This window comes from Leucobacter chromiireducens (genome assembly GCF_003917135.1).
GTDB lineage: Bacteria > Actinomycetota > Actinomycetes > Actinomycetales > Microbacteriaceae > Leucobacter > Leucobacter chromiireducens_A.
Window position 1 is genome coordinate 39,912 of record NZ_RPDI01000021.1, and the last position, 18,966, is coordinate 58,877.

Genomic DNA, 18,966 nt, shown 5'->3' on the forward strand with positions numbered 1-18,966 from the left:
CACGCGGCGGCGTCGACCCCGCCGCGCCCGGATGCACTTCGGGCACCGGATCCGGCGAGACTCAGCCTCGATGGATCCGGTGCCCGAAGTGGTGACCGGTGCGGGAGCTAGTTGCTCGTGAAACCGAGCTGGAAGCCCCCCAGCACGCGCACCAGCAGGTTGTAGACGAGCGAGGCGATCGCGCCGAGCGCGGTGCCAACGATCACGTTGAGGATGCCGACAACGACCGACAGGCCGAGCACCTGCGGGAAGCCGATGATCTTCATCAGGCTCTTGTCCTCACCGACGATGTCCATGAAGAGCGCGTCGACCTGGCCGAACACACCGGTCTGCAGCAGCACCGTGTAGATCAGGATCGTCGCGACGATTCCCACGATCGCGAAGCAGATCGACACCAGGAAGGAGAACTTCACGGCTGACCAGAAGTCAACGTAGACGAGCTTCAGTCGGACCTGCTTCGCAGGCGCCTTCTTGCGGGTCTTCTTCGCCAGCTTGTCGGCAACAGTATTACTCATTCAGGTCTTCCTCGTTTTCCGCGGTCTCGGCGCCCGGTGCTTCGGACTCAGCGTCGTCGAGCCCGCGCTCCGAATTTCGCGCGATGCCAATGATACGGTCCGCCTCTGGGAATCGTGCAAACACGACCCCCATGGTGTTCCTCCCCTTGGCGGGCACCTCCGAGACGCTCGATCGGACCACCTTACCGCTCGCGAGCACCACGAGCACCTCGTCGGTCTCATCGACGATCAGTGCGCCGACCAGGTCTCCGCGGTTCTCGTCGAGCTTCGCGACCTTGATGCCGAAGCCGCCGCGCTGCTGCACGCGGTACTCGTTCGCCGCGGTGCGCTTCGCATACCCGCCCTCGGTGACCACGAAGACGTATCCGCCCTCGTCGTTCACTCGGGACGCAGACAGGAGCGCGTCGTCGTCGCGGAAGTTCATGCCGCGCACGCCGCTCGTTGACCTGCCCATGGGGCGAAGTGCCTGATCAGAAGCAGTAAACCTGACGGACATGCCGTGCCGAGACACGAGGAGCACATCGTCGTCCGCCTCCGCGATCAGCGCCGAGACAAGTTCATCCCCATCGCGCAGCTTGATCGCGATGATGCCGCCGGTGCGGTTCGTGTCGTACTCGGTGAGCGCGGTCTTCTTGACGAGCCCATCGCGGGTCGCGAGCAGCAGGTACCCGCTCGCGAAGTCGCGGACGTCGAGGATCTGCGTCACGGTCTCGTCGGGCGCGAGGGCGAGCAGGTTCGCGAGGTGCTGGCCCTTCGCGTCACGACCCCCCTCGGGAATCTCGTACGTCTTCGCCCGGTACACGCGCCCGGTATTCGTGAAGAACAGCAGCCAGTGGTGCGTGGTCGTCACGAAGAAGTGCTCAACGATGTCGTCGGCGCGCAGCTGCGCACCCTTCACACCCTTGCCACCGCGGTGCTGCGAACGGTAGTTGTCGATCCGCGTTCGCTTCACATAGCCGCCACGGGTGACGGTGACCACCATCTCCTCTTCGGGGATCAGGTCTTCCATCGACATATCGCCGTCAAAGCCGTGCAGGATCGTCGAGCGACGCTCGTCGCCGAACTTGTCGACCAGCTCACCGAGCTCCGTGACGATGATGCCACGCTGCTCAGCCGGCGACGCGAGAATGCCCTGGTACTCGGCGATCTGCGCTTCGAGCTTTGCCGCGAGGTCGAGGATCTTCTGCCGCTCCATCGCCGCGAGGCGACGGAGCTGGAGGCCGAGGATCGCGTCGGCCTGGATCTGGTCGACATCGAGGAGCTGCATGAGGCCCTCGCGCGCCTCCTCCACGGTGGGCGAGCGCCGGATCAGCGCGATGACCTCGTCGAGCGCGGCGAGCGCCTTGAGGTAGCCGCGCTGGATGTGTGCCTCTGCCTCCGCCTTGCGCAGGCGGTACTCGGTGCGGCGCACGATGACCTCGACCTGGTGCTTCGCCCAGGCGACGATGAAGCCGTCGAGCGAGAGCGTGCGCGGCACGCCGTCGACGATCGCGAGCATGTTCGCGCCGAAGTTCTCCTGCAGCTGCGTGTGCTTGTAGAGGTTGTTCAGCACGACCTTCGGGATCGCGTCGCGCTTCAGCACGATCACGAGGCGCTGGCCCGTGCGGCCGCTCGTCTCATCGCGGATGTCCGCGATGCCCTGGACCTTGTTCTCCTTGACGAGATCGGCGATCTTCACCGCGAGGTTGTCCGGGTTCACCTGGTACGGCAGCTCGGTGACCACGAGGCAGGTGCGCCCCTGGATCTCCTCGATGTTCACGACCGCGCGCATCGTGATGGATCCGCGCCCGGTGCGGTAGGCCTCCCGGATCCCCTTCGTGCCGAGGATCTGCGCCCCCGTGGGGAAATCAGGTCCGTGCACGCGCTCCATCAGCGCGTCGAGGAGCTCGTCACGGGATGCGTCCGGGTGTTCGAGGTGCCAGATGGCACCCTCGGAGACCTCACGGAGATTGTGCGGCGGGATGTTCGTCGCCATACCCACCGCGATGCCGACCGAGCCGTTGACGAGCAGGTTCGGGAAGCGACTCGTCAGGACCGTCGGTTCCTGAGTGCGACCATCGTAGTTGTCCTGGAAGTCGACGGTGTCCTCGTCGATGTCGCGCACCATCTCCATGGCGAGCGGGGACATTTTCGTCTCGGTGTATCGGTGAGCCGCGGCCCCGTCGTTGCCCGGCGAACCGAAGTTGCCCTGTCCGAGCGCGAGCGGGTAGCGGAGCGACCAGGGCTGCACGAGGCGCACCAGCGAGTCGTACACCGCGCTGTCGCCGTGCGGGTGGAACTGGCCCATCACGTCACCGATGACGCGCGTGCACTTCGAGAACGCCTTGTCCGGGCGGTAGCCGCCGTCGTACATCGTGTAGATGACGCGGCGGTGGACCGGCTTCAGGCCATCACGCACGTCGGGCAGCGCGCGGCCGACGATCACGCTCATCGCGTAGTCGAGGTAGGAACGCTGCATCTCGAGCTGCAGATCGACCTGGTCGATCTTGCCGTGCACGGCGTGCTCTTCCGGCTGGGTCTCGTCGGTCACGGGATCGGTCTCCGGGGTCTGGTTCTCAGATGTCAAGGAAGCGCACATCCTTCGCGTTCTGCTGAATAAACGAACGTCGCGCCTCGACGTCCTCGCCCATCAGGGTGGCGAAGATCTCGTCGGCGGTCGCAGCGTCCTCCATCGTGACCTGCAGCAGCGTGCGGGTCTCGGGGTTCATAGTGGTGTCCCACAGCTCCTCGTGGTTCATCTCACCGAGGCCCTTGTAGCGCTGCACGCCGCTCTCCTTCATGAGGCGCTTACCGCTCTCGCCGCCAGCGGCGAGGCGCTCGTCGCGCTCCGCGTCGCTGTAGACGTACTCGTGCTCGGCGTTCGCCCACTTGATGCGGTAGAGCGGCGGCTGCGCCAGGTAGACGTAGCCGAGATCAATGAGCGGGCGCATGTATCGGAACAGCAGCGTGAGGAGGAGCGTGGTGATGTGCTGGCCATCGACGTCGGCATCGGCCATCAGCACGATCTTGTGGTAACGAGCCTTCTCGGGATCGAACTCCTCGCCGATGCCCGCGCCGAACGCCGTGATCATCGCCTGCACCTCGGTGTTGTTCAGTGCGCGATCGAGGCGGGCCTTCTCCACGTTGAGGATCTTGCCGCGCAGCGGCAGAATCGCCTGCGTGTGCGGGTTTCGGCCGGTCTTTGCCGAGCCGCCTGCGGAGTCGCCCTCCACGATGAAGATCTCCGAGATCGTCGGATCCTTGCTCGTGCAATCGGAGAGCTTGCCCGGCATGCCGCCCGACTCGAGGACGCTCTTGCGTCGCGCGGTTTCGCGCGCCTTGCGCGCGGCGAGGCGTGCGGTCGCGGCCTGGATCGCCTTGCGAATGATGTCCTTCGCGGGGCCGGGGTTGCGCTCCAGCCAGTCGCCCAGCTGGTCCCCCACCACCTTCTGCACGAAGGCCTTCGCCTCGGTGTTGCCGAGCTTCGTCTTCGTCTGCCCCTCGAACTGCGGCTCGCCGAGCTTCACCGAGATGACGGCGGTTAGCCCCTCGCGGACGTCGTCGCCGGAGAGGTTGTCGTCCTTCTCGCGAAGAATATTCTTGTCGCGCGCGTAGCGATTCACGAGGGTGGTCAGCGCAGCGCGGAACCCTTCCTCGTGAGTGCCACCCTCGTGGGTGTTGATCGTGTTGGCGTACGTGTGCACGCTCTCCGTGTACGCGTCGGTCCACTGCATCGCAATCTCGACGGCGATCTTGCGCTCGGGGTCCTCCGCGTCGAAGGAGATGATCTCCTCGTGCACGAGGCTCGCGCGCTTCGCCGCGTTGAGGTGCTCGACGTAGTCTTCGATGCCCTTTTCGTAGAGGAACTCATCGTGCGGCGCTGCCGGCGTGACCAGCTCGCCGTCGGCGTTCTCGACGGGCTCCTGCGGTCGCTCGTCGGTGAGCGCGATCTTCAGACCCTTGTTGAGGAACGCCATCTGCTGGAACCGGGTCCGCAGCGTCTGGTAGTCGTACTCGACCGTCTCGAAGATGTCTTCGCTCGGCCAGAACGAGATGGTCGTGCCGGTCTCCTCGGTGGGCTCGCCCTGGGCGAGCGGCGCGTCCGGCACGCTCCCCGTGAACGACATGTTCCACGTGAAACCTTGACGCTTCACCGCGACCGTGAATCGCGTCGAGAGCGCGTTCACGACCGAGGACCCGACGCCGTGCAGGCCGCCGGACACGGCGTAGCCGCCTCCGCCGAACTTGCCGCCGGCGTGGAGCACGGTGAGGACGACCTCGACGGTGGAGCGCCCCTCCGTTGGGTGGGGGTCGACCGGGATGCCGCGCCCGTTGTCAATCACACGGATTCCACCATCCGCGAGAATGGTCACGTCGATCGTGTCGCAGTACCCGGCGAGCGCTTCGTCAACCGAGTTGTCGACGATCTCGTACACCAGGTGGTGCAGGCCGCGCGGACCGGTCGAACCGATGTACATGCCAGGACGCTTGCGAACCGCTTCGAGTCCCTCGAGCACCTGGATTGCGCCGGCGCCGTACTCTTCCGCGGCTGCGGCCTGTTCTGAACTCATGCCTGTGAATGATCCTTTTCTGGGCGTCTCAGAGCGTCGTTTGGCCCCGGATACTTCCGCACACCAGCCTATCAAGAATCCCGCCACGGAGCCGGTATTCCGGGCCGTTGAGGCTGTGTTTTTCCAAGGGGACGCCCCCGTCGGCCTCCCACGGTCGCGCCGGCGCTGCCCGGCTAGCCGTAGGTATCGCGCGGACCACGTCCTGGGACGGTGCGTGGGCCGTGTCGCCAGCTCGGCGCACCCGGCGCGAGGAAGCGGATGTCGCGAATCTCGGCGTCCGGATACTCGCGGAGCAGGCGGGTGAGCATCTCCGCACGGAGCCGGCGCAGCTCCGTGGCCCAGGTGGTCGAATCGCACTGCACCTGGAGCACGCCGTGACTCAGTCCGAGCACGGTCGTGTGCTCTGCGGTCGCCGCTCCCGCGAACTCGGGCCACTCGCCGATCAGTCTGGCCTGCTCGAGCTCTACGCTCCACCCCATCTCGCCGGCCATCTTCGCGAGCACGTCACCCAGCGCTCGGGGGTCTCTGCCAAACCCGAATGCCTCTCCCCCGGGGCCCGCATCCGTGGTGCGCTGTCGCCGACGAACCGGACGGCCGCGCCACACCGACTTCGCACGCAGGTACGCCTCGCTCGCGAACCCGAGCTCCGCCGCGTCAGCCACTACTCTCCTCCGCTCGGCTCGCCGTCGACAATCTCCCCGGCACGAATGTGCACGCGATGCCAGGATACGTCGTCGGGAACGTCGCCCTCGACCGCTGCGGTCACGATAACCTGCTCGTACTCGCGCACGGCGGACATCAAACGCTCACGCCGGCGCGCGTCGAGTTCAGCGAACACATCGTCGAGGATGATGACCGGGTCCCCGGCGGGAGACTCCTCCCGAAGCAGGCCCGCGAGCGCCAGTTTCAGAGCGAGCGCGAACGACCAGGACTCCCCGTGGCTCGCGTATCCCTTGACGGGGAGCGCATTCAGCTCGAGCGCGAGGTCGTCGCGGTGCGGACCGACCAGTGTCACGCCGCGTTCGACCTCGCGCGCACGTACGCTAGTGAGCGCCTCCCGGATCTCGTCAGCCAGTGTTTCACGTGAAACGGAGGCGAGTTCCGAGAGTGACGGTGTTTCACGTGAAACGTCGCCCTCGGTGAGCACATCGGTGACCGACTCGCTCAGGCGAAGTCCCGGGCCGTGGTCCTGCTCGACCAGCGCCGCATAGCTTGAGCGCAACACCGGCTCCAGGTCGCGGGCGAGCTCGCGGCGGGCCAGCATGATCTGCGCCCCGAAGGTCGCGAGCTGCTCGTCCCACACTTCGAGCGCGGCCGTCGGGGGGCCGCTCCGCCCCCGCGAGGATTTCAGCAGCGCCGTGCGCTGGCGCACGACGCGTTCGTAGTCGGAGAGCGCGCCCGCAGCAACAGGATGGCGAAGCACGAGCGACTCATCGAGGAAGCGACGACGTAGGGATGGCTCTCCACGAACGATTGTGAGGTCTTCCGGGGCGAACAGCACAGCCGCAAACCACCGAGTCACCTCACGCGGACGCACGGCGTTGCGGTTCACCTGAGCGCGATTCGGGCGATCCCGATTGATCTGCATTTCGAGGAGCACCTCGCGCTCCGCGGCGCTCACGAGGAGGCGGGCGGTCCCGGACTCCGCGCCGGCGCGGACGAGCGCGGCGTCGCCGGTGACGCGGTGCGAGCGAAGCGAGGCGAAGTAGCCGATTGCCTCGACGAGGTTCGTCTTCCCCTGCCCGTTTCGGCCGACGATGAGGTTCGGTCCGGGTTCGAGCGCGAGCTCGGCGGTGCGGTAGTTGCGAAAATCACCGAGCGAGAGATGTGCGACCCGCACCGCTCCCCCGTTTCCTAGCGGAGCAGCAGGTTGGGCTGGAGGAGATACTTGAAGCTCTCCTCATCGACCTCGTCCTTGCTGCGCTGACTCGTGATGAGCACGGGACCCGGCTTCCCGGGGTTATCCGTTCGGGTGAACGCAATCCGCGCGTACTCGGAGTGCGTGGAGCGCAGCCCATCGAGCAGGAACTGCGGCTTGAGCGAGACGACCATCTCATCGCCAACGAGGTGCGCGTCGACCGTCTCGACGGCCTGGGCGGACTCGGTGCCCGCGGCTTCGAGCGTCACGGTGCCCTCGGCGAACGAGAAACGCAGGGCTGCCTCGCGCTCGAGCACGAGGCCGACTCGGCCGACGGCCTCGACGAGCTCGGCCGTGTTCACCACGGCGTAGTTGTCGACGCTCTCGGGGAAGAGTCGCCCAACCGGCGGGTAGTTGCCCTTGATGAGGAGCGACGTCACGGTCTTCGACCCACCGGTGAACGCGATCAGCTCGCGCTCGCCATCCTTGATGATCGAGACGTTCACCTGGCCGTCACCCGAGAAGGTCTTCCCCACCTCGGTGACGATCTTCGACGGCACGAGCGCGCTCAGCGCGTCCCGCTCGCCCGCGTGCTCCCAATCGATGCCGCGCGTCGCCACGCGGTATCGGTCCGTCGCCGTGAGCGTCAGCGAGTTCTCGCTGATCTCGAACTGGACGCCGGTGATGACCGGCGTGACGTCGTCCTTCGACGCCGCGAGCGACACCTGGGCGATTGCGTCGGAGAACACGTCGGCGGGAACCGCGCCAGACACCGCGTCGACGCGGGGAATCTGAGGGTACTCCTCGACCGGCATCGCCGGGAGGCTGAAGGACGCTGAGCCGCACCGCACCTCGACGCGGCTCTCCAGCAGCGTCACCTCAACATCGGCGTGCGGCAGGCGCTGCGCGATCTCGCTCAGCAGACGTCCCGACACGAGTGCACGACCGGCCTCCGACACCTGTGCGAGCACGCTCGTGCGTGCCGAAACCTCATAGTCGAACGAGGAGACCGTGAGGCTCTCCCCCTCCGCCTCGATGAGCGCGCCGCTCAGCAGTGGTTGCGTGGGGCGCTGCGGGAGCAGCTTCACCGCGAACGATACGGCCTCGCTAAAGACATCACGGTTAACGGTGAAACGCATGTGGCTGCTCCTTCCGCCCGTGAGCGTGGCTGTGTCGATGGGCTTCACAATCTTTGCACACTCTGCGATGAGGAGCATCCGACGGGCGTGTCACATCGCCGAAGGCCGGCCTCGATCGCGTGATCGAGTGCCTGACAAAAAATAAGAGAAATTGTTAACAGTGTTAACGGCTGTGGATTGTGTGGATAAGTGACAACTTTCCTGTCACCGGCTGCGAACTACACGCGTGTGAGTTGTTGGCAGCCTTGGGATAGATCCGGAGCGGCGCACGGACAGGAAACTTGTGACACCGCGTCTCACTCACAGGGGTGTGGATTTCTTCCACAGAAACGCGCGAGTTCTCCCCAGCTATCCACAGATCTTGTCACAGCTGTGGATAACTCGTCTCAGCGCGAGCCCTGCTTGATGCGCGTGGTGAGCTCGGTGACCTGGTTGTATATCGAACGGCGTTCAGCGATGAGCTGCGAGATCTTCTTGTGCGCGTACATGACCGTGGTGTGGTCGCGCCCGCCGAACAACTGCCCAATCTTCGGGAGCGAGAGCGGCGTGAGCTCGCGGCAGAGGTACATGGCGATCTGACGCGCGGTCGCGATCTGCTGCGCGCGGGTGGGACCGTAGAGATCGTCAACGGAGAGATCGAAGTACTCCGCCGTGCGGCTGATGATGTCCGAGGGCTGCACCTCGTTGTCCGCGTCGAGGGTGATGAGATCCTTCAGCACCGTGTGGACGAGCGCCATATCGATGCGCTGCTGGTTCAGGCTCGCATACGCGGTCACACGAATCAGGGTGCCCTCGAGCTCCCGGATGTTCGAGGAGAACTTGCTCGCGATGAACTCGAGGATGTTGTGATCGATCTCGAGGTTCTCGCGCTGCGCCTTCTTGCGGAGGATCGCGATACGCGTCTCAAGGTCTGGCGCCTGGATATCGGTGAGCAGTCCCCACTCGAAGCGCGAGAGCATGCGCTCCTCGAATCCGCGCAGCTGCTTCGGCTGCACGTCGCTCGTGATCACTACCTGCTTGTTGTGATCGTGCAGGGTGTTGAAGGTGTGGAAGAAGGCTTCCTGCGTCTCAACCTTGTCCTCGAGGAACTGGATGTCGTCGACGAGGAGGATGTCGACGCTGCGGTACCTGGCGTGGAACGCCGCGCCCTGATTGTTCGCGATCGAGTTGATGAAGTCGTTCGTGAAGTCCTCGGAGCTGACGTAGCGCACGCGCACCTCGGGGAACAGCTCGCGCGCGTAGTGTCCGATGGCGTGGAGCAGGTGCGTCTTCCCGAGGCCAGAGTCGCCGTAGATGAAGAGCGGGTTGTAGGCGCGCGCTGGGGCTTCGGCGACGGCCACCGCCGCGGCGTGCGCGAAGCGGTTGGACTGGCCAATGACGAAGCTGTCGAAGCGGTACTTCTCGTTGAGCCGACTATCCCCGGGATCCTCGCCGCCGTGACGGCCACGCGGCTCGTGCACCGGCCGGGTCGGCTCGGGCCGCGCTGCCGGCTCGTCGCCGGGCACGCTCACGGTGGGAGGCGCCTCCTGCACCGGGTCCGGATCCAGCGACGGGTGCGCGTCCTCGTCGACGATCACCACGAAGTTCTGGATCTCCTGCGCCTCAGGAATGTCCGCGATCGCGGTCATGATGGCCGGGCGCAGACGATTCTCCAGGAGCTTGAGCGTGAACTCGAGCTGCACAGCGAGGTAGAGCGTTCCGGCGGCGATGCCACGCGGCAGCGCCAGCGCGAGCTGCGCGCCGACCGCCGGACCCACAGCTGGATCCGCCATCACCGCCTGGGTCACGCGGGCCCAGACCTCTTGTACTTCGTCCTCAGTCACGCAAATACCCGGCTCGTTCGTAGTGGTGGATGAACGATGTTATACCCAGGCTTATCCACAGCAGGTGAACGAAAACTTGGGGGAATTCCCGCGATCTTCTCGCTGGAATGACATCTGCGCCCACGTTAGTCACAGATTTGTCCACAGGCAAGTCCCCAGCTTATCCACACGCCGAGCGACCCGGGAAGCGGGCGCGAACGCAGCGAATCACCACATGTTTTTGACGGGAGAAGCGATACGGCGTAGAGTAAATACCTTGTATGGGCGAAATGTCGCCCTGCCCAGATCCGACTTCCTCGACGACACTGAGCTTCGGGGATCTGTTCCATAAGTCACGGAGTCCTCAATGAGCAAGCGTACTTTCCAGCCGAATAACCGCCGCCGCGCCAAGGTGCACGGCTTCCGCGCCCGCATGCGTACCCGCGCGGGCCGCGCGATCGTTGCCGCACGTCGCGGCAAGGGCCGCTCCAAGCTCACCGCGTAATTTCCTCCCGGGGCTCACTATGCCTGCCAAGCGGCACCGTGTTACCCGGGGAGATGACTACCGGCGGGTCGTTCGATCCGGCTACCGCGTGGGTGGTGCATTCTGCATCACCCACGCGGTTTTGCGTGCGCCGGGGGAACCCGCCCGCTTCGGCTTCATCGTCTCAAAGGCGGTGGGCAACGCGGTCACCAGGAACCTCGTGCGCCGGCGAATGAAGACCATCGCCGAGCGCCGGATCGCGGCCGGCTTCTCAGCCGTCGACGTCGTGTTCCGCGCACTCCCCGCGATCGCCGAGGTGCCGTACTCGGAGCTCGAGTCGACGCTCAACCGTGCGCTCGACCGCGTCGAACGGACGCGTGCCGCCACGCAGGGATCACCGTGAGACGCGCGCTCTTCGAGATCTGGTTTCTCCCGCGGAACATCGCGATTGGGATCATGCATCTCTACCGGCGCTTCATCTCCCCGCTCTACGGGCAGGTGTGCAGGTATTATCCATCGTGTTCCCGGTACGCTGTTGAGGCATACCAACTGCGCGGTTTCATCGTTGGGACCGCACTCACTGGCTGGCGGCTGCTGCGCTGCAACCCCTTCACGCCCGGCGGGATCGACGACGTTCCCGCTCGGAACCAACAGAACTTTGTGATTAACTCGCGCGGCTTCGTCCGCCCCATCGAGCGAAAGGCCTAACGCGGTGGATTTCTTCGAGACCATACTCTGGCCCCTCCGCTGGCTCGTCGAGCTGGTACTGGCCGTCTGGCATCAGGCACTGACCTGGCTCGGGATGGAGGCTGCTTCCGGTCTCACCTGGGTGCTCTCGATCATCGGTCTGGTGATCGTGGTGCGCTCGGCGCTCATCCCGGTCACCGTGCGCCAGATCAAGTCTCAGCGCCGCATGATGGATCTTGCGCCCGAGATGAAGAAGGTGCAGGACAAGTACAAGGGCAAGAAGGATCAGTTCTCGCGTGAGGCCATGAGCCGCGAGACGATGGCCCTCTACAAGAAGCACGGCACGAACCCGTTCTCCTCGTGCCTGCCGATCCTGATTCAGATGCCGGTCTTCTTCTCGCTGTTCTACGTGCTCCGCCACGCGGCCGAGAACAAGACGGGTATCGGCTTCATGAATGAGGCGCTGACGCAGAGCTTCAACGAGGCCTCGATCTTCGGCGCACCGCTCAAGATGAACTTCACGCAGGGCTGGGAGAGCGGCAACTGGACCGTCGTGATCCTGCTCGGCGTCATCGTGGTCCTCATGATCGCGTCGCAGTTCTTCACGCAGCTGCAGATCATGTCGAAGAACGTCTCGGATGAGACGAAGGCGTCGCCGATGTACCGCCAGCAGCGCATCCTGCTCTACATCATTCCCTTCGCGTTCCTGTTCTCCGGCGTCACCTTCCCGCTCGCGCTGAACGTGTACTGGTTCACGTCGAACGTCTGGACCATGGGCCAGCAGTTCATCGTGATCCGCAACATGCCCACCCCGGGGAGCGAGGCGTGGCGTGCGCGCCAGGCGCGCCTGAAGGCCAAGGGCAAGCTCACCGACGACGAAGTCCGCGCGCTCGATGCGCAGACCCCGACGAAGGCTGAGGGGCAGCGGCAGCAGCCGATGAGCTCGAAGCGTGCGAAGAAGAAGGGCAAGTGATCCGCGTGACCACGGAGCAGAACACCCCAGCACCCGAGCAGCCCGACCTCACGCTCGCCGAGCTTGAGGCCGACGGCGATCTCGCCGCCGACTACATCGAGGGCCTCCTCGACATCGCCGATCTCGACGGCGACATCGACATCGACGTCGCCAATGGCCGTGCCTACGTGTCGGTGACCGGCGGCGGCGAGCAGCTCGATCACCTCGCCGCGCCGGACACCGTGCAGGCGCTGCAGGACCTCACCCGGCTCGCCGTGCAGGCCAAGACCGGCCGGTTCTCGCGCCTCATCGTCGACATCGGCGGCTCGCGCGACGCCCGCGCGACCGAACTCAAGGGAATGGTTGACGCGGCGGTGGCGCAGATCGCCGCGGGTCGCGACAGCGTCGAGCTCGAGCCCATGTCCTCGTACGAGCGGAAGCTGGTGCACGACGACGTCGCGGAGCGCGGATACTTCTCGGAGTCGCGCGGCGAGGGCCGCGACCGCCGGCTCGTGATCAGCCGCGCGTAGCGCGAGCGAACCCGTTTCACGTGAAACGCGCGGAGGGCGCAGAATGACCGAACTCACCGAGCTGGAGCTCGAGCCAGCAGCTGCCGCGGAGATCGCGGGGGATCGCATCGACGTGCTCCGCGCCTTCGCGAGCGACCTCGCCGAGCGTGGCGAGGAGCTCGGCCTCATCGGCCCGCTGGAGCTCCCCCGGCTCTGGACGCGACACCTGCTGAACAGCGCCGTCCTGGCGCCGCTCATCCGCGCCGGCGGTCGCGTCGCGGACATCGGCACCGGCGGCGGGATGCCCGGCCTCGTGCTCGCCATCGTCCGCCCGGACGCGCACTTCCTGTTCGTGGAGCCCATGGAGCGCCGCTGCCTCTGGCTGAACGAACAGATTGAGCGGCTCGACCTGACGAACGCCGAGGTGAAGCGCGGCCGCGCGGAGGAGTTCCACGACGCGTTCGAGGTGGACCAGGTGACCGCGCGTGCGGTGACCGCACTGCGGAAGCTCGTTCCGATCACGGCGCCGCTCCTCCGCGCCGGCGGCGAGATGCTGTTCCTCAAGGGCACCTCGGTCGAGGCGGAGATCGACGCCGCAGCCAAGGTGCTGCGGAAGCATCGCCTCTCCGATATTCGGGTGGAGGAACTCGGCGCCGGGCAGCTCGCTGAAACGACGCGCGTATTTCGGGCTAAAATCGAGAGTCATGGCTGATACGGAGAAGTCACTCGTCGGCGACCACCTCGTCGACAAGGTCAGGCGACGGCGCAAGCTCGCCGAGACCGTCTCTCCCCTCCCCGAAACACCGCGCATCATCACGGTGTCGAACCAGAAGGGTGGCGTCGGCAAGACCACGACAACGGTCAACCTCGCCTCCGCGCTCGCGCGCCGGGGTGCGCGCGTGCTCGTGATCGACCTGGATCCCCAGGGCAACGCCTCGACCGCGCTCGGTGTGCAGCACCGCCCCGAGGTGACGAGCGTCTACGATGTGCTGCTCGGCGACAGTACCCTGACGGACGCCCTGCAGCAGACCACCGACCACGAGAACCTGTGGTGCGTTCCCTCCACGATCAACCTCGCCGGAGCGGAGATCGAGCTCGTGTCGCTCGTCGCCCGCGAGCAGCGACTGCGCACCGGGCTGCAGTCTTTCCTCCGCGAGGCCCCCGAGCCCTACCACTACGTCTTCATCGATTGCCCGCCGTCACTCGGCCTGCTGACCGTCAACGCCTTCGTCGCCGCCGACGAGGTGCTGATCCCGATCCAGTGCGAGTACTACGCGCTCGAGGGCTTGAGCCAGCTGCTCGGCAACATCCAGCTGATTCAGAAGCATCTGAACCCCGGGCTGCAGGTCTCCACGATCCTGCTCACCATGTACGACGCGCGCACGAACCTCGCACAGGAGGTCGCCAACGAGGTGCGCTCGCACTTCCCCGAGCAGGTGCTGAGCGCGGTGATCCCGCGTTCCGTGCGCATCTCCGAGGCGCCGAGCTACGGGCAGACGGTGCACGCGTATGATGGCGCATCGATCGGCGCACTCGCGTACCTCGAGGCTGCAGCTGAGATCGCGGAGCGCGGCGTACAGGCCGGCATTTCCATGGAAGGGCGCGTGTAATGGCGACGAAGAAGCGGGGCGGTCTCGGCCGCGGGATCGGGGCCCTCATCCCCCAGGCGCCGGCAACGGGTGAGCGCCCGGTTGACGTGTTCTTCCCGGCGAGCGGCACGGGCGCCGACTCCGAGCAGCCCGCCGCGGACGGCACCACCGGAGCGGTCCCCGCCACCGCGGGCGCCGTCGACGGCGCGAACGCTGGCTCGGGCGACGACGCAGCGGCCGAGCTCCAGGCGGTGCCCGGTGCGCGCCTCACGCGGCTTGAGCTGAGCGACATCACGCCGAACCGGGTGCAGCCGCGCACCGAGTTCGACGAGGACGCGCTCGCCGAGCTCACCCACTCCGTCAAGGAGTTCGGTGTGTTCCAGCCGATCGTGGTGCGTGAGATCGAGCCGGCCCCGAAGCGCGGGCCCCACTACGAGATCATCATGGGCGAGCGCCGTTTCCGCGCGTCGAAGCGCGCCGGCCTCGACACGATCCCCGCGATCATCCGCAGCACCGCCGACGAGCACATGCTCCGCGATGCTCTGCTCGAGAACCTGCACCGCGCGGAGCTGAATCCGCTCGAGGAGGCGTCGGCCTACCAGCAGCTGCTCGCAGACTTCGGCATCACGCAGGAGCAGCTCGCCGAGCGGATCGGGCGGTCACGCCCGCAGATCTCAAACACCATCCGGTTGCTGCGCCTACCTGAGCCCGTGCAGGCCCGCGTCGCGGCCGGTGTGCTCTCGGCCGGTCATGCGCGCGCGATCCTCTCGCACGTCGGTGACGCCGAGTCGATGCAGCGCCTCGCCGACAAGATCGTCGACGAGGGGCTGTCGGTGCGCGCCGCGGAGGCCGCGGCGGCCGAGGGCCCGCAGCGCAAGGTGCCGAAGCCGCGCGCCGGCGGCGTGCAGGCGCAGCTCGGCGAGATCGCCGACCGCCTGGGCGATCGCTTCGACACCAGGGTCGCCGTGAAGCTCGGCGCGAAGAAGGGCCAGATCGTCATCGATTTCGCCACCATCGCCGACCTCAAGCGGATTCTCTCGGAGCTCGGGGACCCCGGATTTAGTTGAGCGGCGACGGCGCGCGGTGTGATTGACTGAGCACATGGCTGCAGCAGCGAAGATCGTGTCGGCGGAGCGCCTCATTGCGGCGACTCCGGAGCGGGTGTTCGAGTTGATCGCCGACCCAGCGCAGCAACCGCGCTGGGACGGGAATGACAACCTCGCCGAGGCGGCGCCCGGACAGCGCGTGCGCGCCGTCGGTGACGTCTTCCTGATGACGAATGTCGGCGACCGCGTGCGGCAGAACCGCGTCGTCGAGTTCGAGGAGGGCCGGCGCATCGCGTGGCTGCCCTCCCCCGTCGGGGAGGCCGAGCCCGGGCACCTGTGGCGGTGGGAGCTCGAAGCACGCGCGGACGGCACGCTCGTGCGGCACACCTTCGATTGGAGCGGACTCACCGATCCCAATCGAGTCGCGCGTGCCCAGCAGAACACGCCGGAGGCGCTTGGCGCATCGATCGATCGCCTCTCGACGCTCGCGGAGGCCGGCGAGTAGCGGCGAACGCTCCGGCCCTCGCACCAACGCCAGCGGGGGTGAGTCTCAGGACTCACCGCCCGCTGGCGTTGGAGCACGGGTGCGGCTGCACGCCGCCCCACCGACTAGATGATGCCGGCGAGGTGCTCTTCGATCATCGGCTTCGGCATGGCGCCGATGATCTCGCGCACCTCTTCGCCGCCCGAGAAGACCTTCATCGCGGGGATGGAGGTGATGCGGTACTGCGCCGCGAGATTCGGGTTCTCGTCGACGTTGAGCTTCACGATGCGCAGCTTGCCGTCCTGCTCGCCGGCGATCTGGTCGAGGATCGGGGCGACGGCGCGGCAGGGGCCGCACCAGGCCGCCCAGAAGTCCACGAGGACGGGGATGTCGCTCTGCAGCACGACCTTCTCGAAGGTCTGCTCGTCAACGTTGATGGGTTCGGACATGATGACTCCTTTGGTCACACGGGTGAGTGGGGCGCCGCCGATCAGACGGCTGCGAGCTCCGCGTTCTTCTGTTCGTGCAGTGCGAGGAACGCCTCGGCGTCAAGCGCGGCGATCGTGCCGGATGCTGCTGCGGTGATGGCCTGGCGGTAGTGCGGGTCGGTGACATCGCCCGCGGCAAACACGCCGGGAGCCGAGGTGCGCGAGCTGCGGCCCTCGACCGCGATCGTGCCCTCCTCCGTGAGATCGAGCTTGCCGTGCACGAGGTGCGTGCGCGGATCGTTGCCGATCGCGACGAAGAGGCCCTGGAGCGGCAGTTCGCGCTCGGAGCCGTCGACCGTGCTGCGGAGCGTCACGCCCTCGACCTCGGCCTCGCCGTGGATCGCCGTCACCTCGGAGTCCCAGATGAACTCGATCTTCTCGTTGTCGAAGGCGCGCTGCTGCATGATCTTCGAGGCCTTGAGCTCGTTGCGGCGATGGATCACGTAGACCTTCTCGGCGAAGCGCGTCAGGAACGTCGCCTCCTCCATCGCGGAGTCGCCGCCGCCGACCACGGCGATCGTCTTCTCACGGAAGAAGAAGCCGTCGCACGTCGCGCACCAGGAGACGCCGTGGCCGGAGAGGCGCTCCTCGTCGGCGAGCCCGATCTTGCGGTAGGCCGAACCGGTCGCATAGATCACGGTGAGCGCCTCGTGCACGCTGCCGTCACCCGCGGTGACGCGCTTCACGTCGCCCGAGAAGTCGACCTCCGTGATGTCGTCGTACACGACCTCCGTGCCGAACTTCTCCGCCTGCTCCTGCATCCGCTGCATGAGCTCGGGGCCCTGGATCCCCTCGGGGAAGCCGGGGAAGTTCTCCACCTCTGTGGTGTTCATCAGCTCGCCGCCGATGCCGATGGCACTCGCGAAGAGCAGCGGCTTCAGGCCAGCACGGGCCGCGTAAATCGCGGCGGTGAAGCCGGCGGGGCCGGAACCGATGATGATGATCTGCTGCATGAGGCTCCTCGCACGCATCGCTGACGGGTTGCGATCGAAGGCCGACCGCTCAGGGGGTATAACCCATCCTAGGCTCGCGCTATTCCTGCGCGCTGAGTGGGGTCGGCGCGGGGCCATCCGACGCAGCCGCGCGGGTGCGTGCGCGCTGACGGAGGCTGCGCCAGATGCCGAAGCCGAGCAGCGCGGCAGCGAGGCCGCCGAGCGTCCACAGCGCGATGGACTCGATCGCGCTGCGGATCGAGATCGAGAGCGTCCCGGTGAACACCGTGGGATCCCCGTCGGGCGCCGAGAGCGTCACCACGAGGCCGGACTCCCCCGAGGACACGCGGCTGTGCACGGGGACGAGGAGCTGCTGGTTGCCCTCCGCCGGGATCACCACGTCCGGGAAGCGCTGCTCGGCGAGTGACAGCGCCGCGGAGGCCGGGGTCACGTCGACGAGCACCCGCGCGTCGAATGGGAGGGTGTTGCGCAGTTGCACGGGGAACCGCGTCGAAGTGCCGACGAGCTGCGCGTGCTCGGTGCTGATCGCCTGCACGCCCTCGAGCAGCTCGGCGTCGCGCGCGCGGTAGCTCGCCGCGACCTCGGCGAAGTCCGCATCCGGCGCAGCGTGGCGCGTGGCAAAGAGCGCGAGGAGCCGCGTGCGCTGGTAGCCGCTCAGATACTCCGGGTTGACGAGCACCGCCCCGATCTGGGTGACGGAGGACTCGCGGCCCACCGCGGCGCGCAGCAGCTCTCGCCGCTCCTCGAGCGTGTCCCCCGCACGGAGCGTCGCCGTCCCCGCTGGGAGTTCGGCGAGCGTCGTGTCCGTCACCCAGTCGAACGCGGCAAGCTGCTCGATGAGCGCGCTGGGCTGCTCAGCGTTCGCGACCGCCCCACGGTCGAGCGCCAGCAGCACACCTGTCTGCGAGGCCTGCGCGGCGAGCGCGAGGCGGGCGGCGAGTTCGGCTGCTCCCGCGGCGCGCTCCGCTGCGGTGTCGCCGCGCAGCGCGTCGCGGGCGGCGTCGCCGAGGCCCGCGTCGGCGACGAACGCGGTGCCGGCGCCGAGCGTCGCGCGCGGTCCCCCGGTCAGGGCGGCGTTGCTGGAGCTCAGCACCGTGGTGGAGACGCCGTTGCTCCGGAGAAACTCGAGCGTCTCGGCGTTCACCGAACCCTCGGCCGGCCAGGCCAGCCGCTCGCTCCCCTCCCATGCCAGGAGTTCCTGCAGCGAGGGTGCGGGCGGGACGCTGGGCGTGTCGGTGCTGGGGTCGGTGTCGGTGCTGGTGTCGGCGTCAGTGCTGGGGCTCGTGTCGGCGTTCGTGCCGGCGCTGGCCTCCGTGTCCACGGCCGGGGCGTCGGCGGGTGGCGCGTCGACGCCGCCATCGGACGGCGCCTCGGCGGAGTCGGTCGGGAACGATCCAAATCGAGTCACGAAATCGAGGCTCGAAGGCGTGAGCAACTTCGAGAAGCCGAGCGCCGCCTGCGCCGCGGGGTCGGCGTCGGCGAACTGCAGCAGGAACGTGGGGAGGTCGAGCGTGGTCAGCCGCTCCAGGAAGAGGCGCGCATTCTCGGGCGCTTCGGTACCATACGCGCGGATCCCGGCGATCACGCGCGGGTCGATCGCCAGGGTTGCCTGCTGGGAGCGCGCGGCGGTGAGGAGCCGATCCCACTCGGGGGTCAGTGCTTCGAGCTGCGAACGGGTGGGGAGCGTCCGGATGTCGTCGGGCAGCACGAGCGGCACGATGAGGCCGAGCTGCACCTGCGGGATGCTCTGTGCGGCCGGCCGGCTCCCGGCGGCGGCACCGTTCTGCGCCGGCCCGTGCCACACGATCGGCGTGACGGCTGTGAGCAACGGTTCCGCGCGATCGCCCGGTGCGTCGGCGGCTGCGTCCTCGTCGGCTGCGTCGGCCTCGCCCGCCGGTGGCGCGTCCGTC

19 protein-coding genes are annotated in these 18,966 nt (G+C 67.0%); 9 read left to right on the top strand and 10 right to left on the bottom strand.

The window, feature by feature from the left end; all coding sequences use genetic code 11:
- Positions 1–107 precede the first annotated feature (107 nt).
- From EGM46_RS10615 to dnaA, 7 genes are all read right to left on the bottom strand, one after another.
- Positions 108–515: a DUF3566 domain-containing protein gene (locus EGM46_RS10615; protein ID WP_125100126.1), complete on the bottom strand. Its 408-nt coding sequence runs from the start codon at positions 513–515 to the stop codon at positions 108–110.
- Complete coding sequence (gene gyrA / locus EGM46_RS10620) at positions 508–3,081, bottom strand: DNA gyrase subunit A (protein WP_431194078.1); 2,574 nt, start codon at positions 3,079–3,081, stop codon at positions 508–510. Before gyrA ends, EGM46_RS10615 begins: the two co-directional genes overlap by 8 nt.
- Positions 3,071–5,065 carry a DNA topoisomerase (ATP-hydrolyzing) subunit B gene (gene gyrB, locus EGM46_RS10625; RefSeq protein ID WP_125100127.1) on the bottom strand — a complete coding sequence of 665 codons (1,995 nt, stop codon included), beginning with the start codon at positions 5,063–5,065 and terminating at the stop codon, positions 3,071–3,073. The genes gyrA and gyrB overlap by 11 nt, the downstream gene beginning before the upstream one ends.
- Before the next feature lie 173 nt (positions 5,066–5,238).
- On the bottom strand, positions 5,239–5,727 hold the full coding sequence (locus tag EGM46_RS10630) for a DUF721 domain-containing protein (RefSeq protein ID WP_125100128.1): 489 nt from the start codon (positions 5,725–5,727) through the stop codon (positions 5,239–5,241).
- Positions 5,727–6,905, bottom strand: coding sequence for a DNA replication/repair protein RecF (gene recF, locus EGM46_RS10635; RefSeq protein ID WP_125100129.1), 1,179 nt, complete (start codon positions 6,903–6,905; stop codon positions 5,727–5,729). Before recF ends, EGM46_RS10630 begins: the two co-directional genes overlap by 1 nt.
- Before the next feature lie 14 nt (positions 6,906–6,919).
- A complete protein-coding gene (gene dnaN / locus EGM46_RS10640; protein ID WP_125100130.1) occupies positions 6,920–8,062 on the bottom strand; it encodes a DNA polymerase III subunit beta in 1,143 nt (380 codons plus the stop codon).
- A 386-nt stretch (positions 8,063–8,448) separates the two neighbouring features.
- Complete coding sequence (gene dnaA / locus EGM46_RS10645) at positions 8,449–9,834, bottom strand: chromosomal replication initiator protein DnaA (protein ID WP_241156293.1); 1,386 nt, start codon at positions 9,832–9,834, stop codon at positions 8,449–8,451.
- Positions 9,835–10,231: 397 nt separating this feature from the next.
- Here dnaA and rpmH point away from each other — a divergent pair, with 397 nt between their 5' ends.
- The 9 genes from rpmH to EGM46_RS10690 are packed head-to-tail and all read left to right on the top strand — an operon-like array spanning position 10,232 to position 15,636.
- Positions 10,232–10,369 (top strand): 50S ribosomal protein L34, encoded by a 138-nt coding sequence (gene rpmH / locus EGM46_RS10650; RefSeq protein ID WP_010155609.1) that lies wholly within the window; start codon positions 10,232–10,234, stop codon positions 10,367–10,369.
- A gap of 19 nt (positions 10,370–10,388) precedes the next feature.
- Positions 10,389–10,751, top strand: a complete 363-nt coding sequence (gene rnpA / locus EGM46_RS10655) for a ribonuclease P protein component (protein ID WP_125100132.1) — start codon at positions 10,389–10,391, stop codon at positions 10,749–10,751.
- Positions 10,748–11,056, top strand: a complete 309-nt coding sequence (gene yidD, locus EGM46_RS10660; protein ID WP_125100133.1) for a membrane protein insertion efficiency factor YidD — start codon at positions 10,748–10,750, stop codon at positions 11,054–11,056. The genes rnpA and yidD overlap by 4 nt, the downstream gene beginning before the upstream one ends.
- A gap of 4 nt (positions 11,057–11,060) precedes the next feature.
- Entirely contained in the window at positions 11,061–12,008 is a 948-nt protein-coding gene (yidC, locus tag EGM46_RS10665; protein ID WP_125100134.1) for a membrane protein insertase YidC, read from the top strand.
- A gap of 5 nt (positions 12,009–12,013) precedes the next feature.
- Positions 12,014–12,517, top strand: coding sequence for a R3H domain-containing nucleic acid-binding protein (locus EGM46_RS10670; RefSeq protein WP_206427558.1), 504 nt, complete (start codon positions 12,014–12,016; stop codon positions 12,515–12,517).
- Positions 12,518–12,560: 43 nt separating this feature from the next.
- Positions 12,561–13,208 (top strand): 16S rRNA (guanine(527)-N(7))-methyltransferase RsmG, encoded by a 648-nt coding sequence (rsmG, locus tag EGM46_RS10675; RefSeq protein ID WP_125100135.1) that lies wholly within the window; start codon positions 12,561–12,563, stop codon positions 13,206–13,208.
- Positions 13,201–14,106, top strand: coding sequence for a ParA family protein (locus tag EGM46_RS10680; protein WP_125100136.1), 906 nt, complete (start codon positions 13,201–13,203; stop codon positions 14,104–14,106). The genes rsmG and EGM46_RS10680 overlap by 8 nt, the downstream gene beginning before the upstream one ends.
- The gene (locus EGM46_RS10685; protein ID WP_125100137.1) at positions 14,106–15,152 is read left to right on the top strand and encodes a ParB/RepB/Spo0J family partition protein; all 1,047 of its coding nucleotides are present in this window, start codon (positions 14,106–14,108) and stop codon (positions 15,150–15,152) included. The genes EGM46_RS10680 and EGM46_RS10685 overlap by 1 nt, the downstream gene beginning before the upstream one ends.
- Before the next feature lie 34 nt (positions 15,153–15,186).
- Complete coding sequence (locus EGM46_RS10690; RefSeq protein WP_125100138.1) at positions 15,187–15,636, top strand: SRPBCC family protein; 450 nt, start codon at positions 15,187–15,189, stop codon at positions 15,634–15,636.
- Between the two features lie 104 nt (positions 15,637–15,740).
- On the opposite strand, the gene trxA is transcribed toward EGM46_RS10690, so the two are convergent.
- The 3 genes from trxA to EGM46_RS14730 form a co-directional block, all read right to left on the bottom strand.
- Positions 15,741–16,064 (bottom strand): thioredoxin, encoded by a 324-nt coding sequence (gene trxA, locus EGM46_RS10695; RefSeq protein WP_125100139.1) that lies wholly within the window; start codon positions 16,062–16,064, stop codon positions 15,741–15,743.
- 41 nt (positions 16,065–16,105) lie between these two features.
- The gene (gene trxB / locus EGM46_RS10700) at positions 16,106–17,056 is read right to left on the bottom strand and encodes a thioredoxin-disulfide reductase (RefSeq protein ID WP_125100140.1); all 951 of its coding nucleotides are present in this window, start codon (positions 17,054–17,056) and stop codon (positions 16,106–16,108) included.
- Positions 17,057–17,135: 79 nt separating this feature from the next.
- Positions 17,136–18,966: DUF6049 family protein (locus EGM46_RS14730; RefSeq protein ID WP_164512869.1), on the bottom strand; the 1,831-nt coding region annotated here is incomplete at its 5' end.